Origin of the sequence: Methylobacter psychrophilus, from assembly GCF_025583945.1 — a bacterium.
In the GTDB taxonomy this organism is placed as follows: Bacteria; Pseudomonadota; Gammaproteobacteria; order Methylococcales; family Methylomonadaceae; genus Methylobacter_C; species Methylobacter_C psychrophilus.
Genome location: NZ_JAOEGU010000066.1, coordinates 1 through 16,141, shown reverse-complemented (window position 1 = coordinate 16,141; position 16,141 = coordinate 1). Strand labels below are relative to the sequence as shown.

The 16,141-nt window shown below is 41.8% G+C and carries 17 protein-coding genes and 1 tRNA gene; 4 read left to right on the top strand and 14 right to left on the bottom strand.

Annotation, left to right across the window (positions count from 1 at the left end):
• Positions 1–106: 106 nt before the first annotated feature.
• From N7974_RS18490 to rpsU, 11 genes are all read right to left on the bottom strand, one after another.
• Positions 107–1,003: a CPBP family glutamic-type intramembrane protease gene (locus tag N7974_RS18490; protein WP_317451632.1), complete on the bottom strand. Its 897-nt coding sequence runs from the start codon at positions 1,001–1,003 to the stop codon at positions 107–109.
• Positions 1,003–1,773 (bottom strand): 16S rRNA (uracil(1498)-N(3))-methyltransferase, encoded by a 771-nt coding sequence (locus tag N7974_RS18485; protein ID WP_262967030.1) that lies wholly within the window; start codon positions 1,771–1,773, stop codon positions 1,003–1,005. Before N7974_RS18485 ends, N7974_RS18490 begins: the two co-directional genes overlap by 1 nt.
• A 1-nt stretch (position 1,774) precedes the next feature.
• Positions 1,775–3,124, bottom strand: coding sequence for an adenosylmethionine--8-amino-7-oxononanoate transaminase (locus tag N7974_RS18480; RefSeq protein ID WP_262967029.1), 1,350 nt, complete (start codon positions 3,122–3,124; stop codon positions 1,775–1,777).
• A 174-nt stretch (positions 3,125–3,298) separates the two neighbouring features.
• On the bottom strand, positions 3,299–4,141 hold the full coding sequence (gene metF / locus N7974_RS18475; RefSeq protein WP_262967028.1) for a methylenetetrahydrofolate reductase [NAD(P)H]: 843 nt from the start codon (positions 4,139–4,141) through the stop codon (positions 3,299–3,301).
• Between the two features lie 173 nt (positions 4,142–4,314).
• On the bottom strand, positions 4,315–5,607 hold the full coding sequence (ahcY, locus tag N7974_RS18470; protein WP_262967027.1) for an adenosylhomocysteinase: 1,293 nt from the start codon (positions 5,605–5,607) through the stop codon (positions 4,315–4,317).
• Positions 5,608–5,631: 24 nt separating this feature from the next.
• Entirely contained in the window at positions 5,632–6,795 is a 1,164-nt protein-coding gene (metK, locus tag N7974_RS18465) for a methionine adenosyltransferase (RefSeq protein WP_262967026.1), read from the bottom strand.
• 68 nt (positions 6,796–6,863) lie between these two features.
• Positions 6,864–6,940: transfer RNA gene (locus N7974_RS18460), tRNA-Ile, on the bottom strand.
• An 11-nt stretch (positions 6,941–6,951) separates the two neighbouring features.
• Positions 6,952–8,763 carry an RNA polymerase sigma factor RpoD gene (gene rpoD / locus N7974_RS18455; RefSeq protein ID WP_262967025.1) on the bottom strand — a complete coding sequence of 604 codons (1,812 nt, stop codon included), beginning with the start codon at positions 8,761–8,763 and terminating at the stop codon, positions 6,952–6,954.
• Between the two features lie 78 nt (positions 8,764–8,841).
• Complete coding sequence (gene dnaG / locus N7974_RS18450) at positions 8,842–10,560, bottom strand: DNA primase (RefSeq protein WP_262967024.1); 1,719 nt, start codon at positions 10,558–10,560, stop codon at positions 8,842–8,844.
• Positions 10,561–10,580: 20 nt separating this feature from the next.
• Positions 10,581–11,030 carry a GatB/YqeY domain-containing protein gene (locus N7974_RS18445; RefSeq protein ID WP_262967023.1) on the bottom strand — a complete coding sequence of 150 codons (450 nt, stop codon included), beginning with the start codon at positions 11,028–11,030 and terminating at the stop codon, positions 10,581–10,583.
• A 14-nt stretch (positions 11,031–11,044) separates the two neighbouring features.
• On the bottom strand, positions 11,045–11,278 hold the full coding sequence (gene rpsU, locus N7974_RS18440) for a 30S ribosomal protein S21 (protein ID WP_104422029.1): 234 nt from the start codon (positions 11,276–11,278) through the stop codon (positions 11,045–11,047).
• 109 nt (positions 11,279–11,387) lie between these two features.
• On the opposite strand from rpsU, the gene tsaD reads away from it, so the two are divergent.
• Positions 11,388–12,404 (top strand): tRNA (adenosine(37)-N6)-threonylcarbamoyltransferase complex transferase subunit TsaD, encoded by a 1,017-nt coding sequence (gene tsaD / locus N7974_RS18435; protein WP_262967022.1) that lies wholly within the window; start codon positions 11,388–11,390, stop codon positions 12,402–12,404.
• A 288-nt stretch (positions 12,405–12,692) separates the two neighbouring features.
• Here tsaD and plsY read toward each other — a convergent pair whose 3' ends face one another.
• Positions 12,693–13,262, bottom strand: a complete 570-nt coding sequence (gene plsY / locus N7974_RS18430; RefSeq protein WP_262967021.1) for a glycerol-3-phosphate 1-O-acyltransferase PlsY — start codon at positions 13,260–13,262, stop codon at positions 12,693–12,695.
• Positions 13,263–13,355: 93 nt separating this feature from the next.
• Here plsY and folB point away from each other — a divergent pair, with 93 nt between their 5' ends.
• Together folB and folK are read left to right on the top strand one after the other, a co-directional pair.
• Positions 13,356–13,709: a dihydroneopterin aldolase gene (gene folB, locus N7974_RS18425; RefSeq protein WP_262967020.1), complete on the top strand. Its 354-nt coding sequence runs from the start codon at positions 13,356–13,358 to the stop codon at positions 13,707–13,709.
• 3 nt (positions 13,710–13,712) lie between these two features.
• Positions 13,713–14,207, top strand: coding sequence for a 2-amino-4-hydroxy-6-hydroxymethyldihydropteridine diphosphokinase (gene folK, locus N7974_RS18420; protein WP_262967019.1), 495 nt, complete (start codon positions 13,713–13,715; stop codon positions 14,205–14,207).
• Positions 14,208–14,241: 34 nt separating this feature from the next.
• On the opposite strand, the gene N7974_RS18415 is transcribed toward folK, so the two are convergent.
• Complete coding sequence (locus tag N7974_RS18415) at positions 14,242–14,973, bottom strand: pteridine reductase (protein WP_262967018.1); 732 nt, start codon at positions 14,971–14,973, stop codon at positions 14,242–14,244.
• A 394-nt stretch (positions 14,974–15,367) separates the two neighbouring features.
• On the opposite strand from N7974_RS18415, the gene N7974_RS18410 reads away from it, so the two are divergent.
• Complete coding sequence (locus N7974_RS18410; RefSeq protein ID WP_262967017.1) at positions 15,368–15,958, top strand: DUF502 domain-containing protein; 591 nt, start codon at positions 15,368–15,370, stop codon at positions 15,956–15,958.
• Here the strand turns inward: N7974_RS18410 and N7974_RS18405 are convergent.
• The coding region (locus N7974_RS18405; protein WP_262967016.1) for a hypothetical protein at positions 15,946–16,141 on the bottom strand (196 nt) is incomplete at its 5' end. The two genes, N7974_RS18410 and N7974_RS18405, sit on opposite strands and share 13 nt — an antisense overlap.

Genomic DNA, 16,141 nt, shown 5'->3' with positions numbered 1-16,141 from the left:
TTCCGGCAAGCATATGGTTGGTAGAGATTTAGGCCGACTGGAACCGACTGCTTCGCTACAGTACCGTGCTGCTGGATGATTTGCCAAAAATAAGAATGTAAAGAGTTTAAAAACTTGAACATCGAGTTTTAGACTTATTAATTTGTTGATAAATAAAATATCCGGCAATCGCCAGCAGTAACCATCCGGCGACTAAAGGTCCGATAATACCATCGTAGTCGCTGACCAGATAAAGATATTCCGAGCTTAAATCGGTGTTAAATAATTTTTTACTCATTTTTATTTGCCATACCCAGCAAGTATGGCAACCGATACAGAGACCCAAACTGACCTTTACTTGGGTTCTGAGCACACCTAAAAAAATACCCACCATCAACAAGGCAAAAAATGCCGGTAGATTAGCGGGATTTATTAAATTACCAAACGCTTCGCCCAACAATTTAAAACCACTGAACGCGTTAATATCCTGAACAGGCAGGTCAGTTTTTATGCTTAAAAAATGCAGGCCCGCATAATAAATTGAGCTAATCAAAATGGCCGCTATAACAGACATTTTTTTATGCAAACTGACTAACAAAAGCCCTCGAAACAGCGGCTCTTCAATCAACGAAATCAGTAAGGCAAGCAATAAATTAATGGTCATGGTTTTAGCCAACAACCCGACTGTCACTACTTGTGTTTCATCAAGCACATTGATTTCAAGTACAGACAGGATAATAAAAACGGGCAGTAAGGTGATAAAACCCAACCCGAAGCCTTGCAACAATTGTTTAAAAAAAAGCCATATCGGTGCAAAGCCCAGCGCTTCTTTATTAATTTTCAGGTACGCCATCGCAGGGAAAATACTTAGCACCAGAAATAGCTGTGTTGACCGGGTTAATATTTGCCGAAAAGGAATGGCATCACCAATACCCAGCACCATAAAATAGCCTAAAGTGCAGGATAATATTGTCGCAACCAGCAACACCAGAAACGGTACCATAGTATAAAACAGATAACGCATCACACAACATCCGTGCAAGAAGGCAAAACTTCTAAAGTCTGCGTTCCAAAATCACCCCACAGCATCTGCACGGCAGCCAAGGCAGCAAGAGAAGCTGTTTCAGTTCTTAATATACGACTCCCCATACGCACGGGAATAAATCCGGCGGCTTTTGCGATATTGCGTTCCTGGTCAGAAAACCCGCCTTCCGGGCCGGTAAGTAAAGTCACTTGCTTGTCTATAGGCTTTATATCTGCCAACGTTTTTTCTGCGTAGGGATCAAGAAATATTTTCAAGCCTTTCTGTTTACCAACCCACTGTTGCATTTGTTCGATTTCGGGCAATTCGGGGACACTTGTTCTGCCGCTTTGTTCGGCTGCATGTTGGACTATTTTTTGCCAGTGCACCAAGCGTTGCGGTTTTTTTTCGCCTTTAAATTGCACCACGCAACGCTCGGTTAATAAAGGCACGATAATATTAACGCCCAGTTCCACTGCTTTTTGTACGGTCATATCCATTCTGTCGCCACGCGATATACCCAAGCCTAAAGTCACTAACAACGGTGATTCCACGCTACGATCCTGCCATGTGTTAACCAGAACCAGTACTACTTTTCGGCTGACTTCCGCAACGGTGCATAAATATTCACCGCCAGTTCCGTTAAATAAAATAATTTCAGCATCTTTTTTTAAGCGCAATACCGTTCTGACATAATGGCCATTGTCATCATCCAGCTCAATTTTTTTGCTCAAAGCCAAATCCGCTGAGGTATATAATCTGGAAACCCGCATATTAATCCTTAACTGCTTGCTGTATGCCATCCCAAGCCACTGTAGCGATCATTAAAAGCTCCTCCTCAGTAATAATGTAAGGCGGCATAAAATAGATGACATTGCCTAGCGGGCGTAGTAATACCCCTTTAGACAGCGCATATTGATGGACTTTAAGCCCACGTCGTTCTTGCCATGGATACGGCTCGCGTGTTTGTTTGTTTTTAACCATTTCAATGGCCAGTATCATACCTGTCTGTCGAACTTCCGCAACATGGGGATGCTCCTTAAAACGGGCCGCTGCCTTCGCCATAGCCATAGCCAGCTGTTTATTATTGGCAATGACATTGTGTTGCTGAAAAATTTCCAGGGTTGCAAGTCCTGCCCTACAGGCCAGTGCGTTTCCGGTATAACTGTGTGAATGCAAAAATGCAGTCAATTTTTGATAATCGTCATAAAACGCTTGATAGACCTGATTAGTGGTTAATACTGCCGACAACGGCAAATAGCCACCCGTTAAACCTTTGGACAAACACATAAAATCCGGACTAATAGCGGCTTGTTCACAGGCAAATAATGTCCCCGTACGTCCAAAACCGACAGCAATTTCATCGGCAATTAAATGCACATGATATTTATCGCAAGCTGCACGCAGCAATTTTAAATAAACCGGATCGTACATACGCATACTACCGGCACACTGGACTAAAGGCTCAATAATAACAGCGCAAACAGTCTTTGCGTGCTCTTGTAATGTCTGCTCCATCAATGCGAAACGACGGGTAGAATAATCAGACCACGACTCGCCCGGTTCGCGATGATAACAGTCCGGGCCAGGCACTGTTATCACATCCATTAATAACGGCGCATAAGTTTCCTTATACAACGCTACATTACCAACCGCTAACGCCCCCAAAGTCTCGCCGTGATAACTGTTTTCCAGTGTTATAAAGCGGTTTTTTTGTGTTTGTCCGTGATTGCGCCAATAATGAAAACTCATTTTGAGCGCTACTTCCACTGCCGCTGAACCATTATCGGCATAGAAACAACGATCAAGGCCTTTAGGAGTCATTTCTACCAATTTTTCAGCCAACGTAATGGCCGACTCATGAGTAAACCCGGCAAAAATAACATGCTCAAGAGTATCGAGCTGGTCTTTTAAAGCGGCATTGATATGAGGATTGGCATGACCAAACAAATTAACCCACCACGAACTAATCGCATCCAGATAGCGATTACCGTCAAAATCTTCCAGCCAAACGCCCTGGCCTTTTTTTATGGGAATAATCGGAAAGCTTTCGTGATCCTTCATTTGAGTACAAGGATGCCACAAAACAGAATGATCGCGATTGGAAAGGGATTGATTAGTCAAGGTGAAAGGTGAAAGGTGAAAGTGAAAGGTGCCACAGATTCACAGATTAGACTCTTAATTACCACGAAGAAAAGCCGTTAACTTTGTACTATTCGTGGTGAGTAAAATGTTAAAAAATTTTTGCTTGACCACTTCTAATCAATGCATATCTGTAGCAGTTTATTTTTGGAAAATTTATTTTAAATTCTCCAAAATCGCCAAAGTAGGTGCCGCTTGATTCATGGTATAAAAATGCAGGCCTGGCGCGCCATTATCGAGTAAGCGCTGACATAGATTACTGACCACATCGAGACCGAAGGCTTGAACCGACTCCTTATCATCGCCAAAACTTTCCAGGCGTTTTTTCATCCAGCGAGGAATATCCGCACCACACATTTCTGAAAACCGAAATAATTGCGTATATTGGGTAATGGGCATAATACCGGGGATAACAGGAATAGTTATACCATTTTTTTCACAAGCATCCACAAAGTAAAAGTACGCTTCAGCATTATAAAAATACTGGGTAATCGCTGCATTTGCACCGGCATCAACTTTACGCTTGAAGTTTTTAAAATCTTCTGAGGCACTGGTAGATTGCGGATGGACTTCCGGGTAAGCGGCAACGTGAATCTGAAAGTAATCACCGGTTTCCTGGCGAATAAACTCGACCAACTCATTGGCGTAACGAAATTGGCCAGCTGACATCATTCCGGAAGGCAAATCACCCCTTAAGGCAACAATTTTCGCAATTCCATTATCCTGATAGTTTTTAAGAATCGTACGAATATTATCTTTAGTCGAAGCAACGCAGGATAAATGCGGTGCAGCCGCTATGCCTTTTTCCTGAATATCAATGACTGTATCGAAAGTTTTATCGCGCGTTGAACCACCCGCACCAAAAGTAACAGAAAAAAAATCAGGATTAAGTTTTGCCAGCTTGTCATGCACAATTTGTAAATTTACCGCACCCTCTTCTGTTTTAGGCGGATAAAATTCAAAACTGAATAGTCGGGGATATTTTTTTTGTGATTGCATTTTGGTCTCACTGACGGGAATCTACATTTAGATACGCCAGGGTCTTCATGAAAATAACGCTGTGAAGATTATGCATATCTTACATCTGTAAATTGAGATGCAAGATGTAGAGACGCAAGTTGCGCCTCTACAGGCTTTGTATCCCCAAGCCGAAGCGTGGGGATAATGATAAATCAATAACGATAATGATCGGCTTTGTAAGGTCCTTCAACCGGAACATTAATATACTTGGATTGTGCATCAGTTAACGTAGTCAAATTTACACCAATTTGCTTTAAGTGTAATCTGGCGACTTTTTCATCCAGATATTTAGGCAGAATGTAGACTTTATTTTCATACTTCGCAGCATTTTTCCACAATTCTATTTGCGCTAAAACCTGGTTGCAAAATGAATTGGACATCACAAAACTGGGATGTCCGGTACCACAACCTAAATTAACCAAACGACCTTCAGCTAAAATAAGTAAGCGCTTGCCGTCAGGAAAAATAACATGATCAACCTGAGGTTTAATATTATCCCATTCATATTGACGTAATGAAGCAATTTCAATTTCGGCATCAAAATGTCCAATATTACATACGATAGCCTGATCTCTCATGACCAACATATGCTCATGGGTAATAATGCCAAAGTTACCCGTTGCGGTTACAAAAATATTGGCGATAGGCGCGGCTTCTTCCATAGTCACTACGCGATAACCTTCCATAGCCGCTTGCAAAGCACAAATCGGGTCAATTTCAGTAATCCATACCGTTGCACCCAAACCACGCAAAGATTGCGCACTGCCTTTACCGACATCGCCATAACCACAGACTACGGCAATTTTTCCGGCAATCATGACATCGGTTGCGCGTTTAATAGCATCAACCAAAGATTCCCGGCAGCCATACAGGTTGTCAAATTTTGATTTGGTTACTGAATCATTAACATTGAAAGCCGGTACTTTTAACGTGCCTTTTGCCACCATCTCATACAGACGTAACACACCTGTAGTGGTTTCTTCAGACAAGCCTTTAACATCAGCCATTAACTCTGGATAATTGTTATGCATCATAGTGGTTAAATCACCGCCATCATCCAGAATCATATTGGGTCTCCAACCATCAAGACCTTCAATAGTCTGAGCTATACACCATTCAGACTCTTCTTCAGTTTGGCCTTTCCAGGCAAAAACAGGAATACCTGCCTCAGCCATTGCAGATGCTGCATGATCTTGGGTAGAAAAAATATTACATGATGACCATCGCACTTCTGCACCCAAAGCCGTCAGTGTTTCTATCAATACCGCTGTTTGTATCGTCATGTGCAGACAACCCGCGATCCGCGCACCTTTTAACGGTTTTTCTGCACCAAATTCTTCACGTAATGCCATTAAGCCCGGCATTTCTGTTTCAGCAATGTTAATTTCTTTACGGCCCCATGCTGCTAAAGCAATATCAGCGACTTTATAATCTTGTTGGCTCATTATTTTATCTACCCTAATTTATTATTATTGGAGACCAGCCGCATCTTTTAATGCGTCAATTTTATCAGTTTTTTCCCAGCTAAATGTATCTTCGGTACGACCAAAATGTCCATAAGCGGCTGTAGTTTGATAGATAGGTCTTAATAAATCCAACATTTTAATCAAACCTTTAGGCCTTAAATCGAAATTATCCCTAATAATTTGTACCAGCCTGTCTTCACTCAATTTACTGGTACCAAACGTTTCCACAGTGATGGAAGTTGGCTCGGCAACGCCAATTGCGTAAGAAACCTGAATTTCACAACGCTCCGCCAAACCTGCCGCAACAATATTTTTTGCTACATAACGCGCCATATAGGCTGCCGAACGATCAACTTTTGAAGGATCTTTACCTGAAAAAGCTCCGCCACCATGTCTTGCCATACCGCCGTATGTATCAACGATAATTTTACGACCCGTTAAGCCGCAATCGCCTACAGGACCACCAATGATGAACTGTCCAGTCGGATTGATAAAGTATTTGGTATCTTTATGTAACCATTCTTTAGGCAGAATTGGCAGAATAATTTCGTCCATCACTGCTTCACACAATGATTTGTAACTAATTTCTGGTGAATGCTGGGTAGATAAAACAATTGCATCAATCGCAACCGGCTTGTTATTTTCGTATCGGAAGGTAATTTGGCTCTTTGCATCAGGGCGCAACCATGGCAGAGTCTTATTTTTACGAACTTCCGCCTGACGCTTGACCAGCAAATGTGAATAAGTAATTGGTGCGGGCATTAATACATCGGTTTCATTACTGGCGTAACCAAACATTAAACCCTGATCGCCTGCGCCTTGTTCGTGATTTTCATCCTCATCAACACCCATTGCGATATCAGCAGATTGTTTACCAATCGCATTGAGTACCGCGCAACTTTGGCCGTCAAAGCCTATGTCGCCATGATCGTAGCCGATTTCACAAACTACTTTTCTGACCAGAGCCTCAAGATCAACCCAAGCATTAGTGGTTATTTCACCAGCCAAAATAACCATGCCGGTTTTTACCAGTGTTTCACAGGCAACCCGTGATCGTGGATCTTGTGCCAACAGCGCGTCAAGAACTGCATCCGAAATTTGATCGGCAACTTTATCGGGATGACCTTCCGAAACAGATTCAGATGTAAAACTAAAGTTATTACTCACATTACCACCTTTGTTAATGCTAAAAACTCAAATACACAAAAGGCTGCATAAGCAGCCTTTTTTATTTATGGTGGGCCCTGTAGGACTTGAACCTACGACCTGCCGATTATGAGTCGGACGCTCTAACCAGCTGAGCTAAGGGCCCTAATTTATTACTTACTCACCGTCCAGAAAACATCTTAATTGCTCTGACCTGGAAGGATGTCTTAATTTTCGTAATGCTTTTGCTTCAATTTGACGAATTCGTTCACGCGTAACATCAAATTGCTTACCAACTTCTTCCAAGGTATGGTCAGTATTCATGTTGATACCAAAACGCATACGGAGAACTTTTGCTTCTCTTGCCGTTAATCCCGCCAACACATTTTGCGTTGATTCACGTAAACCGGCAATAGTAGCAGCTTCGACTGGTGACAGTACTTTAGCATCTTCTATGAAATCCCCCAAATGAGAATCTTCATCGTCACCAATAGGCGTTTCCATTGAAATCGGTTCTTTAGCGATTTTTAACACCTTACGAACTTTTTCTTCCGGCATTTCCATACGTTCAGCCAGTTCTTCAGGTGTTGCTTCACGCCCCATTTCCTGCAAAATCTGCCTGGAAATACGATTTAATTTATTAATCGTTTCAATCATGTGGACTGGAATACGAATGGTTCTGGCCTGATCTGCAATAGATCGTGTAATAGCCTGCCTGATCCACCATGTCGCATAAGTAGAAAACTTATAGCCACGACGGTATTCAAATTTATCTACCGCTTTCATTAAACCAATATTACCTTCCTGAATCAAGTCCAGAAACTGCAATCCACGATTAGTATATTTTTTAGCAATGGAAATAACCAGCCTTAAATTAGCTTCAATCATTTCTTTTTTGGCACGCCTTGCTTTGGCTTCACCGATCGACATGCGTCTATTAATATCTTTTAACGCGCTAATAGGCAAACCAAACTCTGCTTCAATCTCAACCAGTATTTTTTGTGCTTTTCTTAGTTCTTTTTCACGAATTTTCAAAGCATCCGAGTAGCTGTGTCCACCACCAAGATGCTGTTCCAACCATTCTGAACTTGATTCACTCTCAGTAAATGAAGTTATAAAATCTTTACGTGACATATCTGTTTCTTTAACAAAAATGTCCAGAATCAGCTTTTCTTGCTCACGAACAGTAGCGACCCCATTAGGAATGATAGCCGTTAATTTCTTTAAATATTGCGGTGTCCATTTAAACTCAATGAACAAATCAGCCAATACTTCAAAGATTTTTTGCATCTTATCACTAGTATAGCCATGCTTTTTAATCGCTGCTGAAGCTACTTTTAATTGCTTTCTAAGAGGCTCAACTTTTTCCTGAACTTCTTCGTAATTAAGTCCTTTTACTTCCTCTTCAGTATCAGCACCTTCTTCAACGACGTCACTTGCAGGTAGAGCGGCAGTCAAATAATCGGTATCACTTAAATCAACAAAACCTGAAATTAAATCAGTCAGACGAACGGCACCTTCTTCACCAGACACAGCATCAAATGAGTGCAAGAAATCGTTAACAACAACACAAGATCGAGCCATGGCTTTAACAAGCTGCTGCTGCCCTTCTTCAATACGTTTGGCGATTTTTAATTCATCAGCACGCGTTAACAACTCAACCGAACCCATTTCTCTCATGTACATACGTACAGGATCTGTGGTTCTGCCAAATTCACTATCAACAGACGCCAGAGCTGCAACTTCTTCAGCATCTTCATCATCTGTAGATGCTGCAGCCGAGTCAGTAATGAGTGAATCTTCATCAGGTGCAGTTTCATGAACCTGAATGCCCATCTCATTGATCATACCAATGATGTCTTCAATTTGCTCAGGATCAACAATATCACTGGGCAAGTGATCATTAACCTCGGCGTAGGTCAAATACCCCTGCATTTTGCCTTTGGCTATCAATTGTTTAAGCTGGGACTGTTGCTGTTCTTGATTCATTGTTTACTCACTGAATACTCTGCTGAGTACGGTCGTACTTAACAGAAGATTATACTAATAAGTTTATATAACATCAAACTATTTATTTGCCAACATTTTAACTAATGTACTTAGCTCTTGACTATCCAATCCCTTGACTTTCGCTTTAGCTTCCAATCTTGCGATACCAGCCTCCGTTCCCTGCTTGAGCAAAACCTTTAAAGCATCAAAAAACACATCTTCTATTTTGTCGTCATCAACAAACACATCTAACAACGCCAACGCCTTGACGGATTTTTCCTCAGTAGAATCCCGATAGTACTCGACTAAAACAGCGGTATTGACAAATTTCTTATCTAAAATCACTTGCAGAATATTTTTAAATAACTCAATACCCCGAAACTCCAGACCACTCCAATCAATATCCTGCTGCTCAACACTATTTGCCAAGCCGGGATTTTGCAGCAAAAGGGCAATGGCGACTCGTGCCGTTGACAATCGATTAAGATCCTGTTGGCGCGGTTTTTTTAAATTCAAATCCACAGCGGTAACATCATCCAAAATATTTAGCGTCATTACTCGGGATAATTCCTTAAGACGCGAAAACATCATCTCCCTAAACACGCCTTCAGGCAATTTTTCCAAATAAGGCTTGGCCTTACCAATCAATTGCGCTCGCCCCTCCATTTCGGAAAGATTTAATTCCTCCGAGATATGCTCAAAAAAATAATCTGACAAGGCTTGAGCTGTCTGCACACGCTCAACAAACTTATCTAACCCCTCATCGCGTATCAGCGAATCTGGATCATGACCTTGCGGCAACAGCATTATACGACAAGACCGACCCTCTTTTAAACTGGAGAAGGCCGATTCCATTACCCTCCAGGCAGCTTCACGCCCAGCCCGGTCACCATCAAAACAAAACACCAACTCTGATGAAAACCGAAACAACAAATCAAGATGGGCCTGTGATGCCGCCGTACCTAATGCTGCAACGGCATAATTAATACCATACTGCGCCAAGGCGATAACATCCATGTAACCTTCAACAACTAAAATCCTCTGCGGCTTTGAATTGCTTTCCAAGAGCTCATACAAGCCATAAACTTCCTTGCCTTTGTGAAATAGTGACGTTTCTGGAGAATTCAAGTACTTCGGCAAAGAATCATCCAACACCCTCCCACCAAAACCTATAATTCTGGCTCGCTTGTCACGAATAGGGAACATGATCCTGCCACGAAAACGATCATAAACTTGCCCATCATCCTTGCTAACCAACAATCCTGCATCAATCAATAATTTCTGATTAAATTGCCCGGCCAAAATACTCCATTTGTCAGGCGCATAACCTATCATAAAGTCACGAGCAACCTCGCCCTTAACTCCACGAGCCTTGAGATAGTCAACCGCTTTAAGGCTGGCACGCAATTGCTCGACGTAAAAAGCCGCCACTTGCTCCATCAGCACATAAAGACTATTTAAATCATTTTTCTTTGGCCCCGCCTGATGACTAACCGATTCCCTGGGTACATCAACACCAACAAAAGCGGCCAGATCTTCAACGGCCTCGACAAAATCAAGATGACTAAAATCCATCAGAAAACTGATCGCATTACCACTTACGCCGCAACCAAAACAGTGAAAAAACTGCTTGTTACGGTTTACAGAAAAACTGGGGGTTTTTTCAGTATGAAAAGGACAACGGGCAACATAATTCGTACCCGTTTTCTTTAGAGGAACGTGCGAATCGATTAAATCAACTATATCAACCCGCACCAAAAGCTCATCAATAAACTCGCGAGGGATTCTACCGGACATTTTTTACCCGGAAAAAAGAATTATCCAGCTAATGCTGCCTTAATTTTGGTACTTACAACCGACATATCGGCACGGCCTTGCATTTTTGCTTTCAGCAAACCCATGACTTTACCCATATCTTTAATGGACTCGGCACCTGACTCAATCACTGCTTCGCTTACCATGGCATCAACCTCTTCTTCGCTAAGCGCCTGAGGCAAAAAATTCTGAATGACGAGAACTTCAGCCTCTTCAATCGCCACCAAATCATGTCGACTGGCATCAGCAAACAACCTGATAGATTCACGACGCTGCTTGAGCATCTTGTCAAGAACCAGGATAACCCTGTCATTATCGAGCTGGATTCGCTCATCTACTTCAACCTGCTTAATAGCAGCCAAAATTAAACGAATCACTCCCAAACGTGCTTTAGCACCTCCCTTCATGGAGGCCTTCATATCGTCCTTGATACGATCTGTTAACAAATCCATTAGCCTAACCTGTATTAAAGTACAGGACGTCCGCGACGTAAATTTTTCAACGCATAACGTTCACGAGCCAATTTCTTCAAATGACGCTTAACTGCAGCAGCACCTTTACGTTTACGTTCAGCAGTTGGCTTTTCGTAGAATTCACGACGACGCACTTCTGCCAACACACCCGCTTTTTCACAAGCGCGCTTAAAACGACGAATGGCGATGTCAAAAGGTTCGTTTTCTTTAATTTTCACTGACGGCATTATATGATTCCAATTATGTTAATATTGTGTGTATGAGGATATTTACTATCCACTGAACAAACAGAACTCCCGATTATACATTCACTTTATATAATTTTCAAAAAAATCAATGTACGTTTTAGGCATAGAAACTTCCTGCGATGAAACCGCTGTTGCTATTTATCATAGCGAACAAGGCTTGATCAATCATAATTTACACAGTCAAGTGGACATGCACAGCGAATATGGTGGCGTGGTTCCTGAACTGGCATCACGCGATCATATCCGAAAATTAGCTCCACTCATCAAGCAATTAATGCAAGAAAGCCGGCTAAGCAGCGCCGACATTAACGGTATTGCCTACACCGCAGGTCCCGGACTGATGGGTGCCTTATTAGTCGGTGCAACAACAGCCAGAAGTCTGGCATGGGCATGGAAAATTCCTGCCGTAGCAGTACACCACATGGAAGGCCACTTACTGGCACCCATGCTGGAAGAAAATCCGCCAGAATTTCCTTTTGTGGCTTTATTAATTTCCGGCGGTCATACCTTACTGATCCAGGTCAAAGGTATAGGCCGCTATCAATTACTAGGTGAATCACTGGATGATGCGGCAGGCGAGGCTTTTGATAAAACCGCTAAAATGTTGGGACTTGGTTACCCGGGCGGACCAAAACTCTCGGCACTTGCTGAACACGGCACACCACAAATTAAATTCCCCCGCCCCATGACCGACAGGCCCGGATTAGACTTTAGCTTTAGCGGCTTAAAAACCTTCACATTAAATACTTTTAACGCTTCCAAAAAAACAGAACAAGACCAGGCCGATATTGCTGCAGGCTTTCAGCAAGCGGTTGCCGAAACACTCAGCATTAAATGCAAACGAGCACTACAGCAAACCGGCCTAAAAAGACTGGTAGTTGCAGGAGGCGTTAGCGCCAATAAACAAATTCGCGCAGCCTTAACGGAAATGACCGCTAAAGAACAAGCACAAATTTATTTTCCCAGACTGGAGTTTTGTACCGATAACGGCGCCATGATTGCTTACGCAGGTTGCCAGCGCTTAATGGCAGGACAACAGCAAGGACTGGAGATTTTTGCCCGCCCACGCTGGCCGATAAGTGAATTATCACAAACAACAGACTAAAACACACCTCGCACTTAATAGACTTTCAGATAAATAATTTGGCATCTTTAATTGAAGCCCAAAAGTAGTTGGTACTTTTTTTATCACAAAAATGCTAATAATCTCTGTCGGATTAGGCGATAGTCGTAACCCGACACATTCGCGTAAATTACAAACAGAGGAATGAAGGATGCGAATAATTTCTATGTCGACAGATACCATCCCTCGAAAGGATGTTATCTGTGTAAACTTACAACTACAAAAATTGGAAATTTAATTACTGAAAGTCTATATTATCTTTGCTTGCCTTTACTCATCACCGGCTATTAATCGCTGAATATTACTTTTATGCCGCCATAACAAAAACATCATCATGATGACTGAAGCGCCCACGATAAAAACATCGCCAAGCATAAACCACGCATACAGCGGTGATAAAATAGAGGCACACAATGCGGATAAAGAAGAAATTTTTCCCACCTTATAAATCAGCAGCCAGGTTCCTATAAAAGCAAAACCAAGCAACCAGGAAAAGCCAAGTAAAACACCAATCGAGGTCGCAACACCTTTACCGCCTTTAAACCTAAAGAATACCGGATAAAGATGCCCCATAAACGCCGCCAAACCGATAGCTGCCAACAAATAAACCGGCACCCCAAATAAATTGGCGGCATAAACAGGAATCAAGCCTTTAAGCAGATCACCCAACAAAGTAATAGTCGCCGCTTTTTTGCCACCAATACGCATGACATTAGTCGCACCCGGATTACCTGAGCCTTGCTCGCGAGGATCTGGCAAACCCATCAAGCGGCAAATAATAATTGCACTGGAAATAGAACCTACAAGATAGGCAACCGGAACAAACAACCATTCAATCATGTAACTTTTTCCTCATTCAGAACTTGTAAGCAGGGCTTATTTCCCTGATACTTACTACTTTGTTAAAAACCCACATCATAACCGGAAATAACTATGGATATAATTTTTTTAGGCGGACTTGAAATTGAAACAATCATCGGGATTTATGATTGGGAAAGAGAAACCAAGCAAACTGTTGTCCTTGATATAGAAATGGCTTTTGACATTCAAAAAGCTGCCGAGACCGATGACATTCAATATGCACTTGATTACAAAACCGTTTCCAAACGCATTATCGCTTTTGTCGAAACCAGTCAATTTCTTCTCGTTGAAAAATTAATCTCTGAGATAGCCGCCATTATCCAAAATGAATTTAATGTGTCTTGGGTAAAAATAATCCTAAATAAAAAAGGCGCTATTCGTGGGGCCAGCGATGTCGGCATTATCATAGAAAGAGGCGAGAGATAAATCATGCCCAAGTGCTTCATTAGCATAGGCAGCAATATCGACAAAGATAAGAATACTCTTATCAGCCTACAGGAGCTTGAGCGCCACTTTGGCGAATTGACTATCTCAAGTATTTACGAATCAGAACCGGTCGGCTTTATCGGCGATAGTTTTTACAATCTTGTCGTCGGCTTTAACTCTGAATTAAGCGTCAAAGAAGTCGCCAAATTGTTACGACAAATTGAATTAGATAATGGTCGTACCCGCAATAGTCAAAAATTTTCACCCCGGACTCTCGACCTGGATCTTATTTTATATAATGACGTGATATTAAATGATGGACGACTACAAATACCACGCGATGAAATTGAACGCTACGCCTTCGTACTTGAACCTTTAGCAGAAATAGCCCCGAATTTGACCCATCCTATCAGCCATATTAGCTATGCTGAACTCTGGGAAAAATTCGATAAGACCAATCTCAAACAAAAACGGGTTATACCTGACTGGACTCGTTAACTACCATTAAGACGCAAGGCATCGCGTCTTAAATTTAGCAATACAAGGTACGACCGCCATCAATGGTCAGTATTTGCCCGGTCATATAATCAGCATCCTTAATTAAAAACCATAATGCCCTGGCGATATCATCAGGCTCACCGTTACGCCGTAAAGCTATGCGCTGCAAAATATCTTGTTTTTCCTGCTCAGACAACTCATTATCCGGCCAAAGTATGGCACCGGGCGCTATCCCGTTGACACGAATAACCGGCCCCAACTCCTTGGCCAGAATTTTGGTCATGGCCACCAATCCGGCTTTGGCAATACTGTACACAGGATAATTTTTTAATCCACGCTCGGCATGAATGTCGACAATATTAACAATACAGCCCTTATTGTCCGCTAAGGTTTCTGTTAATAACTTTGCCAAAAAAAAGGGTGCTTTTAAATTGCACCCCATTAACTCATCCCACTGTTGCTCGGTAACACCAGCCATGGTCGTTGGATAAAAAGACGAAGCATTATTAACCAATACATCTATTTTTCCCCATGCCATACAAGCCTCACTTACCAACGCCTCCAACTCTTCCCTGTTGAGCAGGTCAGCCTGCATCATATAAGCGGAATCAGGGCGCAGCTGATTTAATTCATAACACAACTGCAAAGCGGCTTCTTTTGAAGACCGATAATGCAAAAATACATTACAACCCTGACTGTGCAGTAAGCGGGCACAAGTAGCACCTATGCGCTTGGCAGCCCCAGTAATCAACACATTTTTTTGCATAATAGCCCATCCTGATGTTAAGAATTTATTGCACTTCGATCCAGCGCCGCGTCCTACTCTCTAGATGTCTTGATAAAAAAACCATCTCCTGGAACGCGCTAAGAATTATCAAAATTAATACATCGACAGCATTAGCACAATCCCGATTCAGAAAAATTACTGTACTCCATCACACACCCCAGACTAAATATAATCTGTTCAGATTAATTAATCGCTCTTTGTTTATTGCCCTTAAAAGTATTTTCTATCGCTCTGACTTCAAGCATAAATTCGCTTATAATAAAAAATATCTTTTCTTCCAGTCCGTAAGCTAATATTTACTGATTGAGAAAATATTAAACGGTCATCAAATACTAGATGATAATTAAGTCGGCATAAAAAAACTGAGAAAAAAATGAACGAGCTCACTAAAAAATTATTAAATTATTTCCTGATAGGCGTGTTTGCTGTTATTCCTATTGTTGTAGTGCTGCAAATTATTATTTTTGTAAAAGACCTCGTTGCCAACTTGTTTAACTTCGTTTACGGCTACTCTGATAACTATCTTTATACTATCCTGGTTTTTGCTGTCAGCTTTATTCTATTAGCTTGGATAGGCAGCACGACTGCCAAAAAAGGTCGCTCCTGGATTATTAGCGCTTTTGATTTTATTATCGACAGAATTCCTTTTTTAAATACCATTTACCGTGTGCTAAAAAAAGTGATCAACATGCTTTCATCGCATGAGCAAACCATGACCAAAGAAGTCGTTTATGTTGAATACCCTAAAGAGGGTGTTTGGGTACCGGCTTATGTTACCAACAAACACGATGACAAATACATCCTGTTTGTCCCCACCTCACCCAACCCAACCTCAGGTTTTACGGTCATTGTTGATAAATCGAAACTAATCAAATCGGCGATGAATATTGAAGAAGCCACCAGCTTTATTGTCAGTGTTGGCGTTGATTACAACAAAGCCTCGGAAGCGAATCAACTAACGTAACAATCACAACTTGTTAATATCAACAAGCGTTTAATCAGGCAGGCATAAATTATGCAATTAATAGACATCTTTCCTAAATAATCAACATAGAGCTTGGTCTTAATAAGGTTAAAATAGCGACCTGCCTTTGAAAACACGGATAGCCATGACCCCTTATGCCCAACTGCCCAAGCACAAGCCTGA

Excerpts from the sequence above, each read along its gene's own strand:
- folB (WP_262967020.1), top strand. The coding sequence starts at position 13,356 with ATGGATATAATTTTTTTAGGCGGACTTGAAATTGAAACAATCATCGGG.
- ahcY (WP_262967027.1), bottom strand. The coding sequence starts at position 5,607 with ATGAGCCAACAAGATTATAAAGTCGCTGATATTGCTTTAGCAGCATGG.
- N7974_RS18490 (WP_317451632.1), bottom strand. The coding sequence starts at position 1,003 with ATGCGTTATCTGTTTTATACTATGGTACCGTTTCTGGTGTTGCTGGTT.
- metF (WP_262967028.1), bottom strand. The coding sequence starts at position 4,141 with ATGCAATCACAAAAAAAATATCCCCGACTATTCAGTTTTGAATTTTAT.
- N7974_RS18485 (WP_262967030.1), bottom strand. The coding sequence starts at position 1,773 with ATGCGGGTTTCCAGATTATATACCTCAGCGGATTTGGCTTTGAGCAAA.
- N7974_RS18445 (WP_262967023.1), bottom strand. The coding sequence starts at position 11,030 with ATGGATTTGTTAACAGATCGTATCAAGGACGATATGAAGGCCTCCATG.
- tsaD (WP_262967022.1), top strand. The coding sequence starts at position 11,388 with ATGTACGTTTTAGGCATAGAAACTTCCTGCGATGAAACCGCTGTTGCT.
- N7974_RS18410 (WP_262967017.1), top strand. The coding sequence starts at position 15,368 with ATGAACGAGCTCACTAAAAAATTATTAAATTATTTCCTGATAGGCGTG.
- dnaG (WP_262967024.1), bottom strand. The coding sequence starts at position 10,560 with ATGTCCGGTAGAATCCCTCGCGAGTTTATTGATGAGCTTTTGGTGCGG.
- rpsU (WP_104422029.1), bottom strand. The coding sequence starts at position 11,278 with ATGCCGTCAGTGAAAATTAAAGAAAACGAACCTTTTGACATCGCCATT.
- folK (WP_262967019.1), top strand. The coding sequence starts at position 13,713 with ATGCCCAAGTGCTTCATTAGCATAGGCAGCAATATCGACAAAGATAAG.
- plsY (WP_262967021.1), bottom strand. The coding sequence starts at position 13,262 with ATGATTGAATGGTTGTTTGTTCCGGTTGCCTATCTTGTAGGTTCTATT.
- rpoD (WP_262967025.1), bottom strand. The coding sequence starts at position 8,763 with ATGAATCAAGAACAGCAACAGTCCCAGCTTAAACAATTGATAGCCAAA.
- N7974_RS18415 (WP_262967018.1), bottom strand. The coding sequence starts at position 14,973 with ATGCAAAAAAATGTGTTGATTACTGGGGCTGCCAAGCGCATAGGTGCT.